Annotated in this window: 12 protein-coding genes and 1 tRNA gene; 3 read left to right on the top strand and 10 right to left on the bottom strand. The window is 70.3% G+C overall.

Translation table 11 applies throughout. The annotated features are described in order from the left end of the window. Position 1: 1 nt before the first annotated feature. Together dnaK and ACFXQA_RS05680 are read right to left on the bottom strand one after the other, a co-directional pair. On the bottom strand, positions 2–1,861 hold the full coding sequence (gene dnaK, locus ACFXQA_RS05685; RefSeq protein WP_394518821.1) for a molecular chaperone DnaK: 1,860 nt from the start codon (positions 1,859–1,861) through the stop codon (positions 2–4). A gap of 200 nt (positions 1,862–2,061) precedes the next feature. Then, on the bottom strand, positions 2,062–2,631 hold the full coding sequence (locus ACFXQA_RS05680; protein WP_394518820.1) for a hypothetical protein: 570 nt from the start codon (positions 2,629–2,631) through the stop codon (positions 2,062–2,064). A gap of 140 nt (positions 2,632–2,771) precedes the next feature. Here ACFXQA_RS05680 and ACFXQA_RS05675 point away from each other — a divergent pair, with 140 nt between their 5' ends. Next, complete coding sequence (locus ACFXQA_RS05675) at positions 2,772–4,193, top strand: MFS transporter (protein ID WP_394518819.1); 1,422 nt, start codon at positions 2,772–2,774, stop codon at positions 4,191–4,193. A 73-nt stretch (positions 4,194–4,266) separates the two neighbouring features. Here the strand turns inward: ACFXQA_RS05675 and ACFXQA_RS05670 are convergent, their stop codons facing one another. Together ACFXQA_RS05670 and ACFXQA_RS05665 are read right to left on the bottom strand one after the other, a co-directional pair. Further along, positions 4,267–5,628 carry an HNH endonuclease signature motif containing protein gene (locus ACFXQA_RS05670; protein WP_394518818.1) on the bottom strand — a complete coding sequence of 454 codons (1,362 nt, stop codon included), beginning with the start codon at positions 5,626–5,628 and terminating at the stop codon, positions 4,267–4,269. Between the two features lie 179 nt (positions 5,629–5,807). Beyond that, positions 5,808–6,323 (bottom strand): MarR family winged helix-turn-helix transcriptional regulator, encoded by a 516-nt coding sequence (locus ACFXQA_RS05665; RefSeq protein ID WP_394518817.1) that lies wholly within the window; start codon positions 6,321–6,323, stop codon positions 5,808–5,810. A 118-nt stretch (positions 6,324–6,441) separates the two neighbouring features. Between ACFXQA_RS05665 and ACFXQA_RS05660 the strand changes: the two genes are divergently transcribed. Beyond that, complete coding sequence (locus ACFXQA_RS05660) at positions 6,442–7,113, top strand: MarR family winged helix-turn-helix transcriptional regulator (protein WP_394518816.1); 672 nt, start codon at positions 6,442–6,444, stop codon at positions 7,111–7,113. Between the two features lie 19 nt (positions 7,114–7,132). Here the strand turns inward: ACFXQA_RS05660 and ACFXQA_RS05655 are convergent, their stop codons facing one another. Genes ACFXQA_RS05655 through dcd form a run of 6 tightly spaced genes read right to left on the bottom strand, consistent with a single transcriptional unit; the run spans position 7,133 to position 18,170 of the window. Then, positions 7,133–9,112: a hypothetical protein gene (locus ACFXQA_RS05655; RefSeq protein ID WP_394518815.1), complete on the bottom strand. Its 1,980-nt coding sequence runs from the start codon at positions 9,110–9,112 to the stop codon at positions 7,133–7,135. Continuing rightward, a complete protein-coding gene (locus ACFXQA_RS05650) occupies positions 9,109–10,233 on the bottom strand; it encodes a VWA domain-containing protein (RefSeq protein ID WP_394518814.1) in 1,125 nt (374 codons plus the stop codon). Before ACFXQA_RS05650 ends, ACFXQA_RS05655 begins: the two co-directional genes overlap by 4 nt. Then, the gene (locus ACFXQA_RS05645; protein ID WP_394518813.1) at positions 10,230–12,698 is read right to left on the bottom strand and encodes a DUF5682 family protein; all 2,469 of its coding nucleotides are present in this window, start codon (positions 12,696–12,698) and stop codon (positions 10,230–10,232) included. The genes ACFXQA_RS05650 and ACFXQA_RS05645 overlap by 4 nt, the downstream gene beginning before the upstream one ends. A 4-nt stretch (positions 12,699–12,702) precedes the next feature. Continuing rightward, positions 12,703–13,821: an ATP-binding protein gene (locus ACFXQA_RS05640; protein ID WP_394518812.1), complete on the bottom strand. Its 1,119-nt coding sequence runs from the start codon at positions 13,819–13,821 to the stop codon at positions 12,703–12,705. Further along, positions 13,818–17,528 (bottom strand): DUF4132 domain-containing protein, encoded by a 3,711-nt coding sequence (locus tag ACFXQA_RS05635; protein ID WP_394518811.1) that lies wholly within the window; start codon positions 17,526–17,528, stop codon positions 13,818–13,820. The genes ACFXQA_RS05640 and ACFXQA_RS05635 overlap by 4 nt, the downstream gene beginning before the upstream one ends. 36 nt (positions 17,529–17,564) lie before the next feature. Then, complete coding sequence (gene dcd / locus ACFXQA_RS05630) at positions 17,565–18,170, bottom strand: dCTP deaminase (protein WP_394518810.1); 606 nt, start codon at positions 18,168–18,170, stop codon at positions 17,565–17,567. 198 nt (positions 18,171–18,368) lie between these two features. Between dcd and ACFXQA_RS05625 the strand changes: the two genes are divergently transcribed. After that, positions 18,369–18,442 (top strand) — tRNA-Gly (locus ACFXQA_RS05625). Positions 18,443–18,504 lie beyond the last annotated feature (62 nt).

Raw genomic sequence — 18,504 nt, 5'->3', positions numbered from 1 at the left:
ACTACTTCTTCTCTTCGTCTTCGTCCACGACCTCGGCGTCGACGACGTCCTCCTCAGACGAGGGGGCATCCGTCGGTGCGTCGGGCGCAGCATCCGGAGCCGACTGCTCGGACTGGCCCGCGTTGTAGATGGCCTCACCGATCTTGCCCTGGCTCTGGTTGAGCTTGTCGAACGCGGTCTTCACCGCGTCGTCATCCTCGCCCGCGAGAGCGGCCTTCAGCGCGTCGACGTCACCCTGCACCTCGGACTTGACGTTGTCGGGCAGCTTGTCGGCGTTCTCAACGAGCAGCTTGTCGATCGAGTACGCGAGGGTCTCGGCCTGGTTGCGCACCTCAGCCGATTCGCGGCGCTTCTTGTCTTCTGCCGCGTTCTCTTCGGCCTCGCGCACCATGCGCTCGATGTCGTCCTTCGACAGCGAAGAGCCGCCGGTGATCGTCATCGACTGCTCCTTGCCGGTGCCCTTGTCCTTCGCCGAGACGTGAACGATGCCGTTCGCGTCGATGTCGAAGGTGACCTCCACCTGCGGAATGCCGCGGGGAGCCGGCGCGATGCCGGTGAGCTCGAAGGTGCCGAGGGGCTTGTTGTCGCGGGTGAAGTCGCGCTCGCCCTGGAAGACCTGGATCGCGACCGACGGCTGGTTGTCGTCTGCCGTCGTGAAGGTTTCGCTCCGCTTGGTGGGGATGGCGGTGTTGCGCTCGATGAGCTTCGTCATCATGCCGCCCTTGGTCTCGATGCCGAGGCTCAGGGGGGTGACGTCGATGAGCAGAACGTCTTTGCGCTCGCCCTTCAGCACGCCGGCCTGGAGGGCAGCACCCACGGCGACGACCTCATCGGGGTTGACGCCCTTGTTGGCTTCCTTGCCGGCCTCGCGCTTGACGAGCTCGGCGACGGCGGGCATACGCGTCGACCCACCGACGAGAACGACGTGGTCGATGTCGCCGACCTTGATGCCGGCCTCGCGGATGACGTCTTCGAACGGCTTCTTGGTGCGGTCGAGGAGGTCCTTCGTCAGGTCTTCGAACTTCGCACGCGTGATCGTCTCGGACAGCGACACGGGGCCGGAGTCGGTCAGCGAGAGGTAGGGCAGGTTGACGCTGGTCGAGGTCGAGCTCGAGAGCTCCTTCTTCGCCTGCTCGGCCGCTTCCTTCAGACGCTGAAGGGCGATCTTGTCGCCCGAGACGTCGACACCGGTGGTGTCCTTGAACTGCTTGATGAAGTACTCGACGAGACGCTGGTCCCAGTCGTCACCGCCGAGGCGGTTGTCACCCGCGGTCGAGCGAACCTGGATCGTCGAGAAGTCGTCGTCCTTGCCCACCTCGAGCAGCGACACGTCGAACGTTCCGCCACCGAGGTCGAAGACCAGGATGAGCTCGTCCTCTTTGCCCTTGTCAAGACCGTAGGCGAGGGCCGCGGCCGTCGGCTCGTTGATGATGCGCAGCACGTTGAGACCCGAGATCTCGCCGGCCTCTTTCGTGGCCTGGCGCTCGGCGTCGTTGAAGTACGCGGGAACCGTGATGACCGCGTCGGTCACCGTGTCTCCGAGGTACTCCTCGGCATCGCGCTTGAGCTTCTGGAGGATGCGCGCCGAGATCTCCTGCGGCGTCCACTTCTTGCCGTCGACGTCGAAGCCCCACGTGGTACCCATGTGGCGCTTGACGCTCGAGACGGTGCGGTCGACGTTCGTGACGTTCTGGCGCTTCGCGGTCTCACCGACGAGCACCTCGCCGTCTTTCGTGAACGCGACGACCGAGGGGGTCGTGCGGAAGCCCTCGGCGTTCGCGATGACCTTGGGCTCGCCACCCTCGAGGACTGCGACGACCGAGTTCGTCGTTCCGAGGTCGATTCCAACAGCACGTGCCATGTTGATCTCCTTATAGACGGACCGAGCGGATGCTGCGGACCTTGAGTTCATATCGAGTTCTGGGGGGCTCGATCCCTGAGTGGGTCGATAGGTCCCTGACCTTTTCGAAGGGTTGAGCCCGTATGACTCAAGGCTAACGAGCGGTCGCGGAGCCGTCAAGCGGACTTGCTATGAATCGGCTCAACTTCGCGCCGGCGGTCTCAGACGGAGTGCGCGATCGTCTGCAGGCCGATCACGAGCAGCCCGAGGGCCAGGAGGATCACCAGCGCGAGCAGCTGTTGCCACCAGGGCAGACGGGAGCGACGGACCGCGAACCAGCCGATCACGGCGAGCGTCATGATGAAGACGACGACGCAGGCGATCAGGGCGCCGTCCAGCGGGAACACGTCGATCCACGCCAGCACGAGGATGACGCCGGGCACCAGCACCGTGCCCATGGCTCCGCCGGCGATGCGCAGCGCGAGGACGAACCCCGCGCGATCGGGGAACTCCTGGTGCACCGACAGGTGGGAGATGATCTCCGACACGAACCCGGCCGCGGTGATGCCGATCACCCCGAGGATGAGTGCGAAGAAGGCGTGGTCGGCCTCGGGATGCTCCGACGTCGCCGCGACGAGGACGATCGCGAGCCCGGTGAAGGTCGCGTACACCCGCTCCTTGAAGTAGGCCGCGATGTCGGCGGGGTCGATGCCCGAGTCCTCGATCCGCTGCCGACGGGTGGGGCGGCGGGCACCAGCCCCGCGCGGCGGCTTCTGGTGATCGTCGGCCATGTCGGTTCCTCTCGTCGGTCGCGAGCCTAGCGGCGCGGGTGGGCGGCGTTCATGCCCGGGCCCCTGCCCCGCGATCACGGCGCACCGGTGCCCGGCGTGACATCACCGGCTGTTCACCCCGACGCCCTAGCGTGACCGGAATGAGCGCATCTGACCGCGACGACTCCGTGCCGTCGGCTCCGCCCGCGACCGCCAACACGGGCGCCGTCGCCGCGATGGGCCTCGACCTGCAGGTCGACAAGAAGGTGCCGGGCCGCACGGTGCTGGCGTGGGCCTTCTGGGACTGGGCCACCCAGCCCTTCAACTCGGTCATCCTGACGTTCATCTTCGCGTCGACGCTCTACCTGACCGGCGAGGCGTTCCTCCCCGCAGACGTCGCGGCGCTCCCCGAGAACGACCCCGTGCGCACCGGCGCGTTGGCCGACCTCGCCGCGGGCTACGGCTGGGGCGGCACGGTCGCCGGACTCCTGATCCTGCTGTTCGCGCCCGTCCTGGGTCAGCGAGCGGATGCTTCGGGCCGCCAGAAGCGGTGGCTCGCCGGCGCGACGGGACTCCTCGTCGCGTGCATGTTCGCGCTCTTCTTCGTGCGGCCCGAACCCGAGCTGTTCGTGTGGGGTGTGGCCCTCATCGCGGCCGGCAGTGTCTTCAGCGAGATCGCGGGGGTCAACTACAACGCCCTGCTCATCGGCATCGCGAACCCGAAGAACATCGGCCGCATCTCGGGCCTCGGTTGGGGCTTCGGTTACATCGGCGGCATCGTGGCGCTGACCCTCGTCATCGTCTTCTACCTCGCCGACTGGTTCGGCCTCCCCGCCGACGACGGACTGCCGTTCCGGCTCATCGCCGTCGGCTGCGCCGTCTGGGCGATCGTGTTCTCGGTGCCCCTGTTCTTCGCGGTCCCCGAGCCGAGTTCCGGTCGCGAGATCGCCCGTGTGAGCTTCTTCGCCAGCTACAAGCTGCTGATCAAAGACGTCATCGGGCTGTATCGCAACACCGAGACGCGACCGACGTTCTGGTTCCTCGTCTCGAGCGCCGTCTTCCGCGACGGCCTCGCGGGGGTCTTCGCCTACGGCGCGATCATCGCCGGCGGTGTTTTCGGGTTCGACTTCATCAAACTCGTCATCTTCGGCATCGCGGCGAACCTCGTCGCCGGCATCTCGACGATCCTCGCCGGACGCCTCGACGACCGTTTCGGCGCGAAGAAGATCATCGTGACGGCGCTGATCGGCATGATCATCGCCGGGCTCGCGGTGTTCTTCCTCCGCGACGGCGGGCAGGTCGTCTTCTGGATCGGCGGGCTCATCCTCTGCGCCTTCGTCGGTCCTGCCCAGGCCGCTGCTCGTTCGTTCCTCGCCCGCGTCACCCCCGCCGGGCGCGAGGGCGAAATCTTCGGCCTGTACGCCACGACGGGTCGGGCCGCGAGCTGGATCTCGTCAGCGCTCTGGTCGCTTCTCATCGTCATCACGAGCGTCACCGCGTTCGGCATTCTCGGCATCGTCATCGTTCTCGTCGTGGGGTTGGCCCTGCTCCTGCCGGTGCGCACCCCGCGGGTCGGCGGATAGCCGCCACCCCGAGCCCCCGCTGATTCCGCGAAGCCGGCCCCTGAGCCTGTCGAAGGGCCCCGCGGGCTCGCGATTAGAAGGGTGCGGCCCCGCCAGCCCCCGCCTGGTCGGGCGCGGGTCGGAACGTGGGCACCTTTCGTTCCGGATGGACGATGAATCGTCTCCCGCCCGGTGAGAGCCACTCGATCGCGCCACCACTCCCGTCGAGTTGGGCGACCCGCCACCCGCCGTGGTGTTTGACGGTGTGGTGTCCGACGCAGAGGGGGGTGAGGTTCGTGAGTTCTGTTCTGCCGCCGTGTTCCCACGCGATCTGATGATCGATCTGGCACCGGTCGGCGGGGATCCCGCACCCGGGCGCGGAACATCGCTCCGCCCGCCACCTCACCACCCGCCGCAGCGACTCCGGGGGCCGATACAGATCACGCCCCACCGAGAGAACCACCCCGGTCTCGGGGTGGGTGAGCACCCGCATCCACCCCTCCGCCCCACCACACAACTCCCGCGCCTCGCCGATCGGGATCGGCCCGACCCCCTCCACCACCGCCGGGTCCGTCCTCGCGTGGGCGTGGTCGAGGAGGGACAACGCCGGCACCGTCACCGCGACCGTCGCCCGGATCCCCCGCACCGCCCCCGGAGTGCTGTCGATCTCCCCATCCACCAACAGATCGACCACCACATCGGCGCGGAGTTCATCGAGGGTGCGTTCCTCGCCTTCTTCCGCGGCGAGGACCTTCCCGATCGCGGTGACCCGGTTCGCGACCGCCCGGATCTTCACCATCGACGCGTGAACAAGCAGCCATCCCATCCCGTCATCGGCGGGTTGCACCACCATCCGCCGCTCCCGCAACGCCTCCCGGTGACGCTCCTCCAACGTCGCCGCCCGCACCGTCTCCACCAGCGCCCGCAGTCGCCGGCGGAACGCACCCAGCGCGTGAGTCTCGGCAAGCTCCACCCCCAGGGGGACGACCCGGTCGCGGAGTTCCGGTTCGACCGTGTCGACGAGCTCCACGAACACCTCACCGTGACGCTCCGTCGTGCGGGCACGCGACAACGACTCCCACATCGTCGGATACCGGTTCACGAGACCATCAGCGGTGATCAGCATCCGCTCCGCCGCGTTCTCCGTCACCTGCAACACCGCCGCCAACTCCAACCGCAACGACCGCCAGATGATCTCCGACGTCACCCCACGAAACCGGTCACCCTCCACCATCGCGTCACGACGCAGGGCCTCGACCCGCTGGAACCGATGCGCCGCGAACGACGACATCAACGTCGACACATCCATCACGTCATCGAGCGCGTCACGCCCACCCGCAGCGCGACCCGCCTCCGCATCGAACCACTCACGATCCTCGTTGGAGACGGAATCGAACCCGTACGACGCACGCACTTCGGGGGCCTCGCCCGCGGGATGTTCGCCGTGCTCGCTCATGATCAAAGACTAGAACATACCTCCGACACTCGAACTTGCGGGCCGACCCTCCTGGCAAGCCCGCCCTCGGACGCTTCGACAAGCTCAGCGACCGCGACTCGACGAGACGCACGAGAGGAGCACAGCCGCCGCCAACCCGCTCAGCGACCGAAACCCGGCGGAATGCGCGGGGCGGCTCGCTAACGCGGCCAGGCCTCCGCGAACTTCGCGAGAAGGCGGGCGAATTCTGCCCGGTCGGCCTCGGTGAAGTCCGCCAAGGCCGTGCTCACCGCATCGCGGCGCTCGCCCCGAAAGCCGCGGACGAGCGCATCGCCGGCGTCGGTGAGGGCGATACGCGTGCGCCGCGCGTCGGCCGGATCGGCCTCCCGCCTCACCAGCCCGTGATCGGCCAGCTGCTGCACCAGGCGTGAGGCGCGCGGCTGGTCCACACCGATCGCTGCGGCGGCTTCGCTGACCGTGAGGGGGTCGGATGCTGCGAGCAGAGCCTCGAGCAGACGCAACCGCGCCGGCCCACCGAACCGGCCGCGCCCGCGCTCGGCCCACGGCGGTGCACCGGACATTCCCCCGTGGGCATGGGGGCCGCCGTGACTCCATGGCCCGTGCGCTCCACCGTCCGGGCTCCACGGGGGTCGCGGACGACCGCCACGCAAGCGAGCGAGCGCGGCAGCGATCTGTTCGGCGGGATCGGTGGTCACGGCATCCAATTTACATGTGACTTGACATGCATGCGAAATACATGTCACTCTACAACTACTTGTCATAAGACATACATCCCGGTGGCCGTCTAGGCCCCGCAACGAAAGGACTCTCCCCATGGAGAACTCAGACACCAACGAAAACGAAACCCCCCGTCGTCCGCTCGGCTACTGGCTGCGCGTCGTCGACGGCCTCCTCGCCCACGAGTTCGCCGCGTCGCTCGACGACGCCGATGTCTCGCGTCGCGACTGGATGCTGCTGAACGCCGTCGACAGCAGCGTCGACACCCCGTGGTTGGCCGAGCGGCTCGCCCGAAAGAGCGGCCGTGTCCGCCGCCTCGCCGACCGCGGCTGGATCGTCGAGGCCGACGGTCGATGGGAGCTGACCGAAGCCGGCAGGGCCGAGAAGGATCGGCTCGCCGCCCTGGTCGACGGAATGCGCGAGCGCGTCTCGGGCGCCGTCTCACCCGAGGACTTCGACACCACGCTCGCCTCGCTCGAGGCGATCGCGCGTGAGCTCGGCTGGGACGAGAGCGCCGATGCGGGCCACCGCCGCCACGGCTTCGCCGGCGGATTCGGCCCGGGTTTCCGGGACGGCTTCGGGGGCGGCCACCGCGGCTTCGGCCCGGGTCACCGAGGCTTCGGTCCCGGCCACGGGCACCGCGGATTCGGCCACGGCCGCGACCATGGCTGCGGCGACCACCAGCCGCACGGCGAGCAGGCCTATGAGCGCGGCTTCACCGCCGGGTTCGAGCGGGGTCGCGCCGCCGCATCCGCTCCCGTCGCCTGACCGGGGTTCGGCACCGCCCTCAGCCGACGGGCGTTCCCCTCGGCCGCACCCTCGCCAGTTGCAGGGTGCGGTCGAGGAAGAACACCGCACGGGCGAGAGCGGCGGGGCTCTGCTCCTCCCCCACGTTCGCGAGCGCGACGACCGCGGTCGACACCCCGAGTGCGTCGAGGGCCGCCCCCCGACGTTCGAGCTGCACGAGCTGTGCGGGCGAGGCGCGCCGGCCGGTCGCCGCGAGGGACACCACGGCCTCGAGCGCGGCGCGCGTCTGGGCGATGAGCGGCGGGTCGACCGGCGCAGCCCCCGCCCGAGGAAGCCGTTCGAGAACCCGGGAGGTCGGCACGGCCGACTTCGGCCGGGCGACCGGAGTGAGCGAGAGCGAGACCGCCTCGAGCCCTCCCCGCGCGGCACAGAAGACGGTGAGCGGCAGCATCCCTTCGTCTCGGTGCTCGGCAGCGACGGCGGCGACATCGCGGTCGTCTTCGATGAGGGCGATCAGAGCACCGACCGCCGTCTGATCGGCCGCCGGCAGACGAAACTGCTCGATCCCGCGGCCTTCCGAGGCGACAGACCACACCAACTCTTGGCGCACCCCGTCCACGGCGAGGGCGAGGGTTCGCCCCACCCACACGATGACGGGCACCGTTCGCGCCCTGCCGAAGGTGACGATCGCGGAGGAATCGGCTGCCCGCACCCCCCTCAGGTCATCCTCGGTGAGCGCGGCGCCCGACACGAAGCGGGTGCGCGCGGTCACACTGACGCTGCCGTCGTCGCGCACCTCCATGCCGCTCAGACCGAAACGGCCCGCCGCGATGCGTGCCGGCGACACCTCCCACAGAGCCGGTGCGTCCCACGATCGGGTGAACCCCGGATCTTCGCCCGCCCGTCGGGCGCTGGTCGCGCGATGCATCTCACCGATCACCGTGTCCCAGAACGACACGGTCACCCCGCGAGCGCCGGTGGGCGACCGCCACCACTCCGCGGCGACCGGAACGAATCGGTCGGGGTCGGCCGTTTCACCGTGCACCGCTTCGCTCCCCTGCCTGACCGTGCCGACGAGGTGGGGCGGTGGCTCGGCGGCGCGGCTCAGCACGTGTGCGAGCGCCCGCGCGTGCGCGAATGCCGTCGCCACGTGCGTCTGGGTCGTCGCATCGTCGCGCGCGGCGTACGACTCGGTGCGCGAAGCGGCCTCGACGAGAAGGCGCTCGAGGAGAGGAAGACGCGCGAGTCGAGCTCGCGAACCGGCGAGGCGTATCTCGGCCGCGGCGTCGGCACCCACGTGCGCGAGGCCGCGAGCGAGGTGGGCGTCGAGGAGTTCGCCGGCCTGCGCCGCGACGGTCCGAGACTCGGAACGATCGACGCCGGCGACGTCCGCCGGCCACTCCCACGGCATGCCGGCACCGAGCCGCAGTCGCACGACGGCCTCCAGCGCGACGGCCTTCTGCCCTGCGGCGTCGCGGGGGCCGTCGAGCACGGTGAGGCCGGCAAGGCCGGCGCCCGCCACGGCGAGAACCCGGCGAGGCGTTCCTTCGGCGGTCCAGACGATCTCGGCGTTCGTTCCGGAGAGCATGACCTCGCAGCTGCCGTCCGCCCCCTCGGGCAGCACTTCTGCGACGCGCCGCAGAGTGGACACGCCCGCCCAGCGGCGCACCTCGGCGAGCGACATCGCGAGGAGCTCGGCGATCGGATCGGCGTCGGGAGCGTCGGCGGGAATGGCCGCCACCACTTCGTCGCGCAGCCACATCGCCGCGGCGATCGCGTGGGCGCACATTCCCGTCAGCGGGCAGTCGCACCGCGCAGCGGCGGGCCCCGCACCGGAGAGGACCACCGTCGCCTCTCCCACGCGAACGGTCGCGGATGCGTCGCCTCGCCCGGCGAGCGTGACCTGCGGGAGCTCGCGGCGCGCGCGGCGCACGACGCCGGCGTTCGCGAGGCCGGCGAGCGCCGCATCGTCGAACCCGGCAAAGACCGCCGCCCACTTCCCGAAGGCCCCTTCGCTCACGCCATCACCTCGGCGAGCCACTCCGCGAAACGGTCGGGGGTGACGGCGGCGACGTCCATGCCCACCTCGACGAGTCGACGAGCGAGGGCCGTGTCGTACGCCGCGACACCGGTGTCGTCGAGGGCGGCGATACCGATCAGCCTGGTGCCGCCGGCGGCCATACGCCGCGCCGTCGCCAGCAGTGCCCCCACCGACCCGCCTTCGTAGAAGTCGCTGACGACCGCGACGACCGTGCGCGCCGGTGTGGTCACGACGCTCTCCGCATAGGCCAGAGCGCCCGCGATGTCGGTCCCGCCACCCAGGCGCGCCGCCATCAACACCTGCACGGGGTCGTGCGCGAACGACGTCAGATCGACGACGCCGGTGTCGAAGGTCAGGAGCCGAACGCGGATGCCGGGGAGCCCGCTCAACACGCTCGCGCACACCGCGCTGTAGACCAGCGAGCTGGCCATCGACCCGCTCTGGTCGACGAGCAGCACCACGTCCCACGACAGGGTGCGTCGAGCACGGCCGGTGAAGGAGACCCGGTCGATCATGAGCCGCTGCGTTTCGCGGTCGTAGTTGCCCAGGTTCTCGCGCACGGTGCGCCGCCAGTCGAGATCGGCCGCGCGCGGGCGGAGCGATCGCTGCCGCGGGTTGCGGCTTCCGCCGAGGGCGGTTTCGAATCGAGGACGGAGGCGGCGGACGAGTTCGTCGACCACCCTGGCGATGATCTCGCGAAGCCCCGCCGCGGCCGCCTCGTCGAGCCGCTCCCGCACCTGGAGGAGGGCGGCGGCGAGCCCCACGCTCGGCTCGATGCGGCGCGCGGTCGCGGGGTCGGTCAGCAGCTCGGTGAGCCCGTAACGGGTGATCGCCTCGGCCTGCACCCGTTCGAACGTCGAGGTCGGGAAGAGCTCGCGCGCGTCTCCCAGCCACCGAACGGCCTCGACCACGGAAGCATCCAGGCTCGCCCCCTTGCCCTCGCCGGCACCGAGGTGCCCTCGGCGCCGATACTCGCGATCGTAGAGATAGCCGAGGGTCTCGTCGAGGCGCTCGTTTCCCGGCCCCAGGGGCATCCGCTGTTCGGCGTACCGTCCCAGCACGAGCCGCCATCGTCGGGCGAGGGCTGCACTGTCGCTCATCGGCGCCCCCCGGTCGGTACCCAGTCCGCGAGTCCGTCGCGCCCCAACGAGCGCGCGAGCTGCTGCTCCACCGCGAGTGCGGTCCGCACGTCGTCCTCGGTGAAAGCGCTCACGACGTCGATGGACTCGGCACCGACGCCCGTGCTCTGCGCGACCCGCGTCGCAACCTCGTGGGTCTCGGTCGGCCGCAGGGTCGAGAATGCGCGCCGAAGGTCGGGCAGCCGCGAAAGGAAGGACTCCTCCGACATCGCCGCCAGGCTCGCGCCCACGGTGTCGATGACTTCGGGGGTGTGCACGACGAGATCGGATGCTGCGCGCATCAGGCCGCCGACGAACCTCGCCGCCGCGGAGGCCTCCGCACCGGGCGACAGGTAGGAAGCGACGGAGCGGGCGAACTCTTCGATGGACATCTCTTCGTGCGCGGCGGCGAGGCCCAGGATCGCGGCCCGCACCCCCGGCGCGGCCTCCGCGTCCGCCCCCACCACCGCCGCAGCGCGCGTCGTCGCACCGATGTCTACCGGGAGCCCGGTTCGCCCGAGTCTGTCGCCGAGCGCCCGCGTCGACACGAGAGCCTCGATCGCCGCGCCCTCCTCGTCTTCGCCGACCGCGGCAAGGCCCGGGATGCGGTAGGCCAGTGCCGCCGCGCCGGTGGAGAACAGCGAGACCACGAGCGCCTCGTGCCGCTCGAGGTCGAGCTCGGTCCGGGCCTCCCAGAGCGCGGCGAGGCGGTGGAGCGCGGCGGCGACCGACCCGATGTCGCCGTCGTCATGCAGCGCGCGCGTCAGCACGACCCCGAGATCGGGGATCATGGCGTGCAGGCCGACCGTCACGGCGTCCACGAGCGCGGCCGAGACGCGGGCCGATGCGCCGGCCCCGTCACCCGCGGCGTCTGCCCGATGCGCGATGCGGCTCAGGGCGGCCGCCTCGAGGGTGGGGTGTGCCAGAGAGCGGGCGATGAGGGCGGCCTCCACCGCCGGAGTCCAGGCGTACTCCCACTCCTCCTGGGCGCGGCCGAGGCCCGTGCCGGCGGCGAAGTCGGGGCCCGTCAACCGCCGCGAGAAGCCCGAATCGACCAGCGCCATGAGCGCGAAGTACCGCCCGCGCGCCCGATGACGCTCCGCGCGCGCGCCCGTCGCCCGACGGTCGAGGCGCGAGACGCGGGTCGTCGAGGTGTCGACTCCGAGGCCGAGCTGCACCGCACGGGCGCGGGCTTCGCGAACGAGCGGCGGCGCGTCGACCGAGGGCGCGACCTCGCCCAGGGTCGCACCGCCGAACACCTCGCCGACGCCGCGGCGAACGGCCGGCGGCACCCCTTCGCCGTCGGCGAAGCACGAGGCCACGGCGTCGAGCAGATCGGTCCGGCACGGCCACGGCCGCTCGCGCAGTTCGGCGAGCCGACGTGCGGCCTCGGCCGCCGCGATCAGCTGCGCGGCACTGATCGGGCTGCCGTGCCCGCGCGCGGCGACGGCGATCTCGTGCAGGAGAATGATGGCGAGTTCGCCGGGGTCGCCGCCGCGTTCGAGCTCCTGCCAGAGCCGCTCGTAGAATCCGGGGGCAGGCAGCCCCGCCCCGTACCCCCGCAGCGCGTCGAGACGCTCGTTGTCGTAGCGGATCAGCCACGACTCGCTGCTGCTCACCTCGAGATCGACCGCACCGGCTCGCGCGCGGACCGGCTCACCTTCGGCGATGTCGCCGAGAGCTTCGACGAGGGCGAGGGTGTGGAACGCCCCCGTCACGACGACCACGGGTCCGCCGGCGCGGTGACGGCGGATGTGCGCGAGCATGTGCGCCTCACGATCGAAGGAGTCGTCGTGGGCGAGCTCGTCATCGGTGTAATCGAGACGGGCCAACGCCGCCCACGCGAAGACGTCGTCGAGCAGGGTCGGCGCATCGGCGAGCGCCTGCGGGGTCCGGCACTCGAACAGCTGGTCCCAGAGTTCGTCATGGTCACGGCAGTGCAGCCGTTGTGCCAGAGCGGCGATGCTGCGACTGCGTGCCAGCTGCCCCTCGCCCTGGAGCGTACGGGCGAGGGCGTCGTCGGAGGCTCCGTCGTCGGTTCCGGCGCCGCGCACCGGGCTGTCGATGAACGCCACCGGGATCCCCGCATCGGCGGCCGCGCGAACCGCCACCCATTCCGGCGACGAGGCGGCGAGGGGATAGAACGCCGCCCCGTCGCCGGCGAGACTCAGCACCGCGATGGGCGGGCGGGTGGTGGGGTCTTGCAGCTCTCCGAGTCGCCGATCGAACTCGGCCGGACCCTCGATGAGAACGACCGAGGGGCGGACCTCGGCGATGAGCGCCCTGACGGCCAGGGCGCACGCCGGCGAGTGGTGACGGATGCCGGCGAGGTGAACACCATCTGCGGCGAGCGCCCCGCGCGCCGCGGCCGCCCGCTGCAACCGCTCGGGCGCCTTTCCCCAGGCCGCGCGCTCCCCCCGCTCGCGCAGGTGGCCGCCGCGGGTCACGCCTTCACCCCCACAGCTCCTCGGCGGCCACGAAGAAGGTCCGCCAGGTGCGGGATCCGCGGGCGCGCTCCCGCACGACCGTGTCGACATAGGCCTTCAGTCGCTGGGCGTCTTCGTCGTCGTCCTTGTGCGCCACGCCGGCCATGGCTCTCGCGATCTCTGCCGCACCGGGTCGCCCACCGCCGAGGTAGCGCGCCTCGAGAGAAGCGGCGATGGCGGTGTTGACCGCCTCCGCCGTCGACATCACCGTCTCGGGCCGCCGGAGGGGCGACCCCTCGGCGGTGACCCCCGAACGAAGCTCCTGAAACACCGTCACCAACAGCTCGAGAACGTCCGTCTCGAAGAGGTCGCCGCCCCCGGGCGCCGACCCGAGCGCGGCGGCCACCTCCAGGCGCACCAGCTCGCGCTCGAAGACGGGATCGGCGATAGGTCGCACCGTTTCGAAAGCGAATCGGCGTTTCAGTGCCGCCGACATCTCGTTCACGCCACGGTCGCGGAGGTTCGCCGTACCGATCACGTTGAACCCGGGGCGCGCCGACACGGTCGACTCCTCACCGAGTTCGGGCACCATGAGCACCTTCTCGGAGAGGATCGACACCAGGCTGTCCTGCACCTCGGGCGCGCACCGCGTGACTTCTTCGAAGCGCGCGATGCGGCCGGTCTGCATCGCACGGAAGATCGGCGACGGAACGAGCGCGCGATGGCTCGGCCCGTCGGCGATCAGCAGAGCGTAGTTCCAGGAGTAGCGCACGTGGTCTTCGGTGGTGCCGGCGGTGCCCTGCACCGTCAGCGCCGAGGTGCCGCTGATCGCCGCCGCGAGGAGCTCCGACAGCATCGACTTCGCCGTTCCGGGTTCGCCCACGAGCATGAGACCCTGCCTGCCGAGGAGAGCGACGATCGCGCGGTCCACCAGCGGGTCGTCGCCGTAGAACTTTCGGCGCACCCCCCACCGCTCGTCGCCGATCACGAAGGCGCGCACCGCCCGTGCACTCAGGGCCCAGCCCGGCGGTCGCGCTGCATCGCTCTCGGCATCGGCGCGTCGCAGCGCGGCGAGTTCGTCGGCGTAGCGCTCTTCGACCGGTGGTCGAAGCACCGCCGGCACGGCCTCCTCCTCGGCGGTCACGCCGTGGCCTTCTTCCATCCGGGGTCGAAGGCGCCCGCCTCGGCGATGGTGACGTAATCGCGGTAGGCCTCGGCGAGCAGCACCGGGGGAACGTCGGCCAGGCGTACAGCATCCGCGCTTCCCGAGCGACGGAACGAGAGGGTCGTCACGGCCGCCGGCGACTGCTCCTCGGGCACGTAACTCCCCGTGATTCCCAGAACCACCGAGAGATCGGCGGCGGGGAAGTCTTTGCGGTAGGCGTCGAACCACGCCTCACCCTGCATGTCGCGCACGTAGCCGCGTGTGGTCGCTCGGCCGCGAATGGCGAAGGTGTCGCTGAGCCACCCCTCACGCTCGTCTATCGAGAGCCCGTCAGCCGTCGGCGCCGGGGGCGCACCCTCCTCGAGTTGGGGGAACAGCGCCTGCACCTCGTAGTCGGCCACGTGCGTCCGCCACGCCTCCACCTCATCGGGCGCCATGATCGCCGCGTGCGCGACGGTGACGGTCGTTCGGGGCCGAAGTGTGAACTCGGCATCGTCGGCGTCGATGAGTTCGCCGTCACCCACGGGACGGAACGCGCGGATCCCACCCTCTCCGTGCTCGGCCCACACCAGTCGGGCGGCGAGCCGTCGCATGATCGGGTGCCCGTGGACGTACTCGGTCCACTCGTCCACCGGCCACGCGCGCTGCAGGCACATCGCTTCGTACAGCCGCGCGGTCTGGGTCGCGAGCAACTGGGTGAGCTCCTTGCGACTGGCCGACAGCTGCTTCTTGGCCTCGGCCGCCTGCTCGGCGTCGTCGCCCTGACCCGGCGCGGGCAGCGCCTTGACGACCTTGCCGGTGTCGTTCGAGAGCTCGATCGTGAATCGATCGGTCAGCCGGCCGGTGTATTCGCGGCGTCCGAGGTCGAGGCGCAGAATGCCGTCGTCATCGAAACCGGCGGTCGGAACGGTGCGGTCGGCGAGCTGGTCCATCGTCCATCCCCGGTCTTCGGCGATCGACTCCACCAGCTCGCGTGCCGACTCCCGCACGCTCGCCATTGCGAACCGACGTGCCACCGACAGCACCACCTGGAGCGCGGCCGGCTCACCATTGGCCCCGCAGGCCACGACGAGCGACTCTGCCTGCGACCGCCGGCCCTTGTGCGTCTTCAGGTACGACAAGGCGCTGTGCGCGAGGTCGGCTCCGGGCATCGCCACCGTCAGTGCCAGCAGTCCCTTGTCGCTCGCGGCCGTCGCCAGGTAGAGGCCGATGTGCTCCCGGTACACGTCTTCGAGATGACGCTCCAGGGGAATCGCCGCTTGCTCCTCCAGCCAATCGAGGTGCGGACTCTGACCTCGCTGCCGGGCAGTCGCCAGGCGGTCTTGCAGACTCTGGTGGCGCGCGGGGGCGGCCGATCGGGCGAATGCGCGGGCGGCCTCCTGCGACGGATGCTGCGTGTCTTGCGCGATCCACGCATCGAGGACGAAACGACCGAGCGCGCCGGCATCGTCGGAGTGGAGCCGGCCGAGGTAGAGCGCGAGGATTCCGCGGCCGTCGGGGTCGTTCAGTTTGTGGGCGAAGAAGATCCACCACCGCACGACGTCGGGGGCGACCGGGGATCCGTCGGCCCATCGCACGGTCGGGGCAGCGGCAAAGGGGAACCAGTCGAGCTTCGATGAGGCTCGCTTGAGCCCGCGCGCGGCCTCCTTCTGCAACGCCTCGGGCGAGAGGTATGCAGACGTGTCGGCACCCAGCTTCTCGAGCGCGGAGATCAACGCCGCGCGGGCCGTGTCGTTGCGTTCAGCCGCGGCAGCCGCGATCAGCGCGTCGTTCGACGCCGTCTCCCCGAGCGCCGCGAGCCACCGGGCCGACGCCGCACGCACCACTGCACGGGTGTCGCGAAGCCCCTGCTCGGCGAGCGGCCGGGCGTCGCCGTGCCGGGCGAGGAGAGCCTGCGCGCGGCGACGGAAGGTCTTGCCCGTTCCGAGCGCGACGTCGGCGACGATCGGCAGCACGCGGGGGTCCAGGAACGGGGCGGCCTCGAGGATCGAGAACGCGCGTGCCCGGCGTTCGTCGACCCCCCACCGCGAGGCGTCGCCCAGCACGATGCCCTTGAGCGCCGACTCGAGGTGCTCAGGATGCTCCACGTAGAACGCCCAGGCCGCGGCGGGTTTCACGGTGGAATATTGGATGCCGAGGGCACCGACGGCATCCACGGCGTCGGGAATCCCGACGCGCGCGCACGCCTCGGCCACGGCGCGCAGGTCGTCGATCTGCAGTGAGCGCCACGGCACGTCGACACCGATGCCGCGGCTGCCCTTCCCGAGGGCGAGACTCAGCCGCAGCCACTGCACCAGGGTCAGCTCCCGGCCGAGGACGGCCAGATCGCCGTGCGACAGCAGCTGCCTCGAGTCGGCCTCGATCGTCGCCCCGGTTTTGCCCTGCAGGGTGTCGCGGAGGCGGGAGAGCTTCGCGCGATTCATTTCGCGAGTGCTCGCGATGGATCGGTCGATCCACGTGATCGTCCAGCTGTTCGCGTCATCCGCGATCGCTTTCGCGCGATTCTCCTTCAGCGCGGCGAGACGGTCGGCCAGCATCGATTCCGCTCGACCCACGAAGTCGGTCGGCACCTCGCCGTCGGGAATCGGTTCGAAGGGCGGGAGCGGAGGCGTCCCCGCCGCCGAGTGGCCGTCATCGCCGGTCGCACCCGATGTGAGAGATGCCCGCTCCTCGACACGACGGAGGGTTGCCAGCCGCGCACCCTTGGCGTCAGCGATGAGCCCGGCCAGCGCCTCGGACCCACCCGGCATCGCGGCGATCGCCGCGGCGGCGGTCTCGATCACCGCGGCCGGCGCCCCGGCGACAGCCGGGACGAGCACGGCGAGCTGCTTGCTGGACGAGACCGTCGACCAGACGTCGATCGCGAGCGTCCGCACGGTCTTCGCCCGGTCGACAGCCAACAGGGCGACCTCCGCAGCGAACTCGTCGGCGACCGCGAGCGACTGGATGCGGGCGAGCAGAGCGGTCTTCGCCTCCGCCGGCAGGGTCGGGAGCATCTCGATCACGACGTCGCGTCTGCGACGCAGGAGCGCGGTCGCCGCATCCGTCGTCAAGAAGAGTCCGAGACCGCCCACGTCCCAGTAGTGGTCCGACGGAACGTCGAGCGTGAGTCGCAGAACCGCCCGCTCCGCCGCATCCTCGCTCAGCCCGCCCGCACCCCCGACGCTGACGAGCGCTGCGGGGTCGAGCACCGGCGCATCGCCGGACCGGCGGTTCATCGGGACGCCGTCATAGGCCACGGCGGCGAGCCACCCGGGGATCTCCTGCCCCGCGGTGCGGGGAGCCGGCCCGACCGACACGAGCAGTCGGCCGAGGCGAGCCACCTGGTCGGCCTGCGCAGCATCCGACGCCATCCATTCGCGACGCGCCGCCTGCGTGTCCTGAGGAAAGCGTTGCTGGGCCGTCGGGTCGGTGATGCCGAGGGCACGCGCTTCGTCGGCGGAGACGCCCTGCATCCCATACATCCAGCGCGCCGGAAGCTCGCGGATGGCGGCCAGTTCGGCAACCCGGGGGTTGCGGGTCTGATCGAGTTCGAGGACGACCTCGGGCGTGGTGCCGTCGAGCACATAGCCGACCGCACGGTCGAGTACATCTCCGCCGAGGAGGACCAGGGGGCGCAACCCCGTGCGGAGTTCCTTGACCGCGGCCCCGTTACCCCCGTGCCGACCGCCGAAGACCTTTTCCATCCACCCCATGGTCACCCCTTCGTGCTTTTCGCGTTCTCAGGACCCTTGGGCCCCGGCATCCGTGACTCCCACGTCGGTGCGGTGGAAGTTGATGAACGAGCGCGACGCCGTCGGTCCCCGCTGGCCCTGGTAGCGGTTGCCGTAGGGCCCCGAGCCGTACGGATTCTCGGACGGCGACGACAGCCGGAAGAAGCAGAGCTGCCCGATCTTCATTCCCGGCCAGAGCTTGATCGGCAGCGTCGCGACGTTGGACAGCTCGAGCGTGACGTGCCCGGTGAATCCCGGGTCGATGAACCCCGCGGTCGAGTGCGTCAGAAGGCCGAGGCGGCCGAGCGAAGACTTGCCCTCGAGCCGAGCGGCGACGTCGTCGGGCAGCCCGATGAGCTCGAACGTGGAGCCCAGCGCGAACTCGCCCGGGTGCAGGATGAACGGCTCGTCCGGGGCGACCTCGATGAGCCGCGTCAACTCGGGCTGATCCTCGGCCGGATCGATGAACGGGTACTTGTGGTTGTCGAACAGCCGGAAGTATCGGTCGAGCCGCACATCGACGCTCGACGGCTGCACCATCGCCGGGTCGGAGGGGTCGAGCACGATGCGTTTCGCATCGAGCTCGAGCAGGATGTCGCGGTCCGAGAGCAGCACGGGTTCAGCCTAGGGGCGGGCTACAGACGCGTCGACACGACATCACCTCGCCGAGACGACACCTCGTCGGGTCCGACACGATGTCGGCTCGGCGAGACGATGTGGGATCGACCGGATGCTGTGCGCTGCCGAGGACGAACGACGGATGCTGCGCCACGACGCCCCCTGATATGCTGGGCCCTCGCCGAACGGCGTCCCGGGGATGTAGTTCAATGGCAGAACTTCAGCTTCCCAAGCTGATAGCGCGGGTTCGATTCCCGTCATCCCCTCCACTACAGAAGCGCGGATTCCTGCGGGTTCCGGGTTATCGTGGACTGTCAGGTGAGTGAGTTCA

It is taken from the genome of Microbacterium shimangi (assembly GCF_043556445.1).
In the GTDB taxonomy this organism is placed as follows: Bacteria; Actinomycetota; Actinomycetes; order Actinomycetales; family Microbacteriaceae; genus Microbacterium.
The sequence above is the reverse complement of the archived record's forward strand: the minus strand, read 5'-3'. Positions and strand labels throughout refer to the sequence as shown.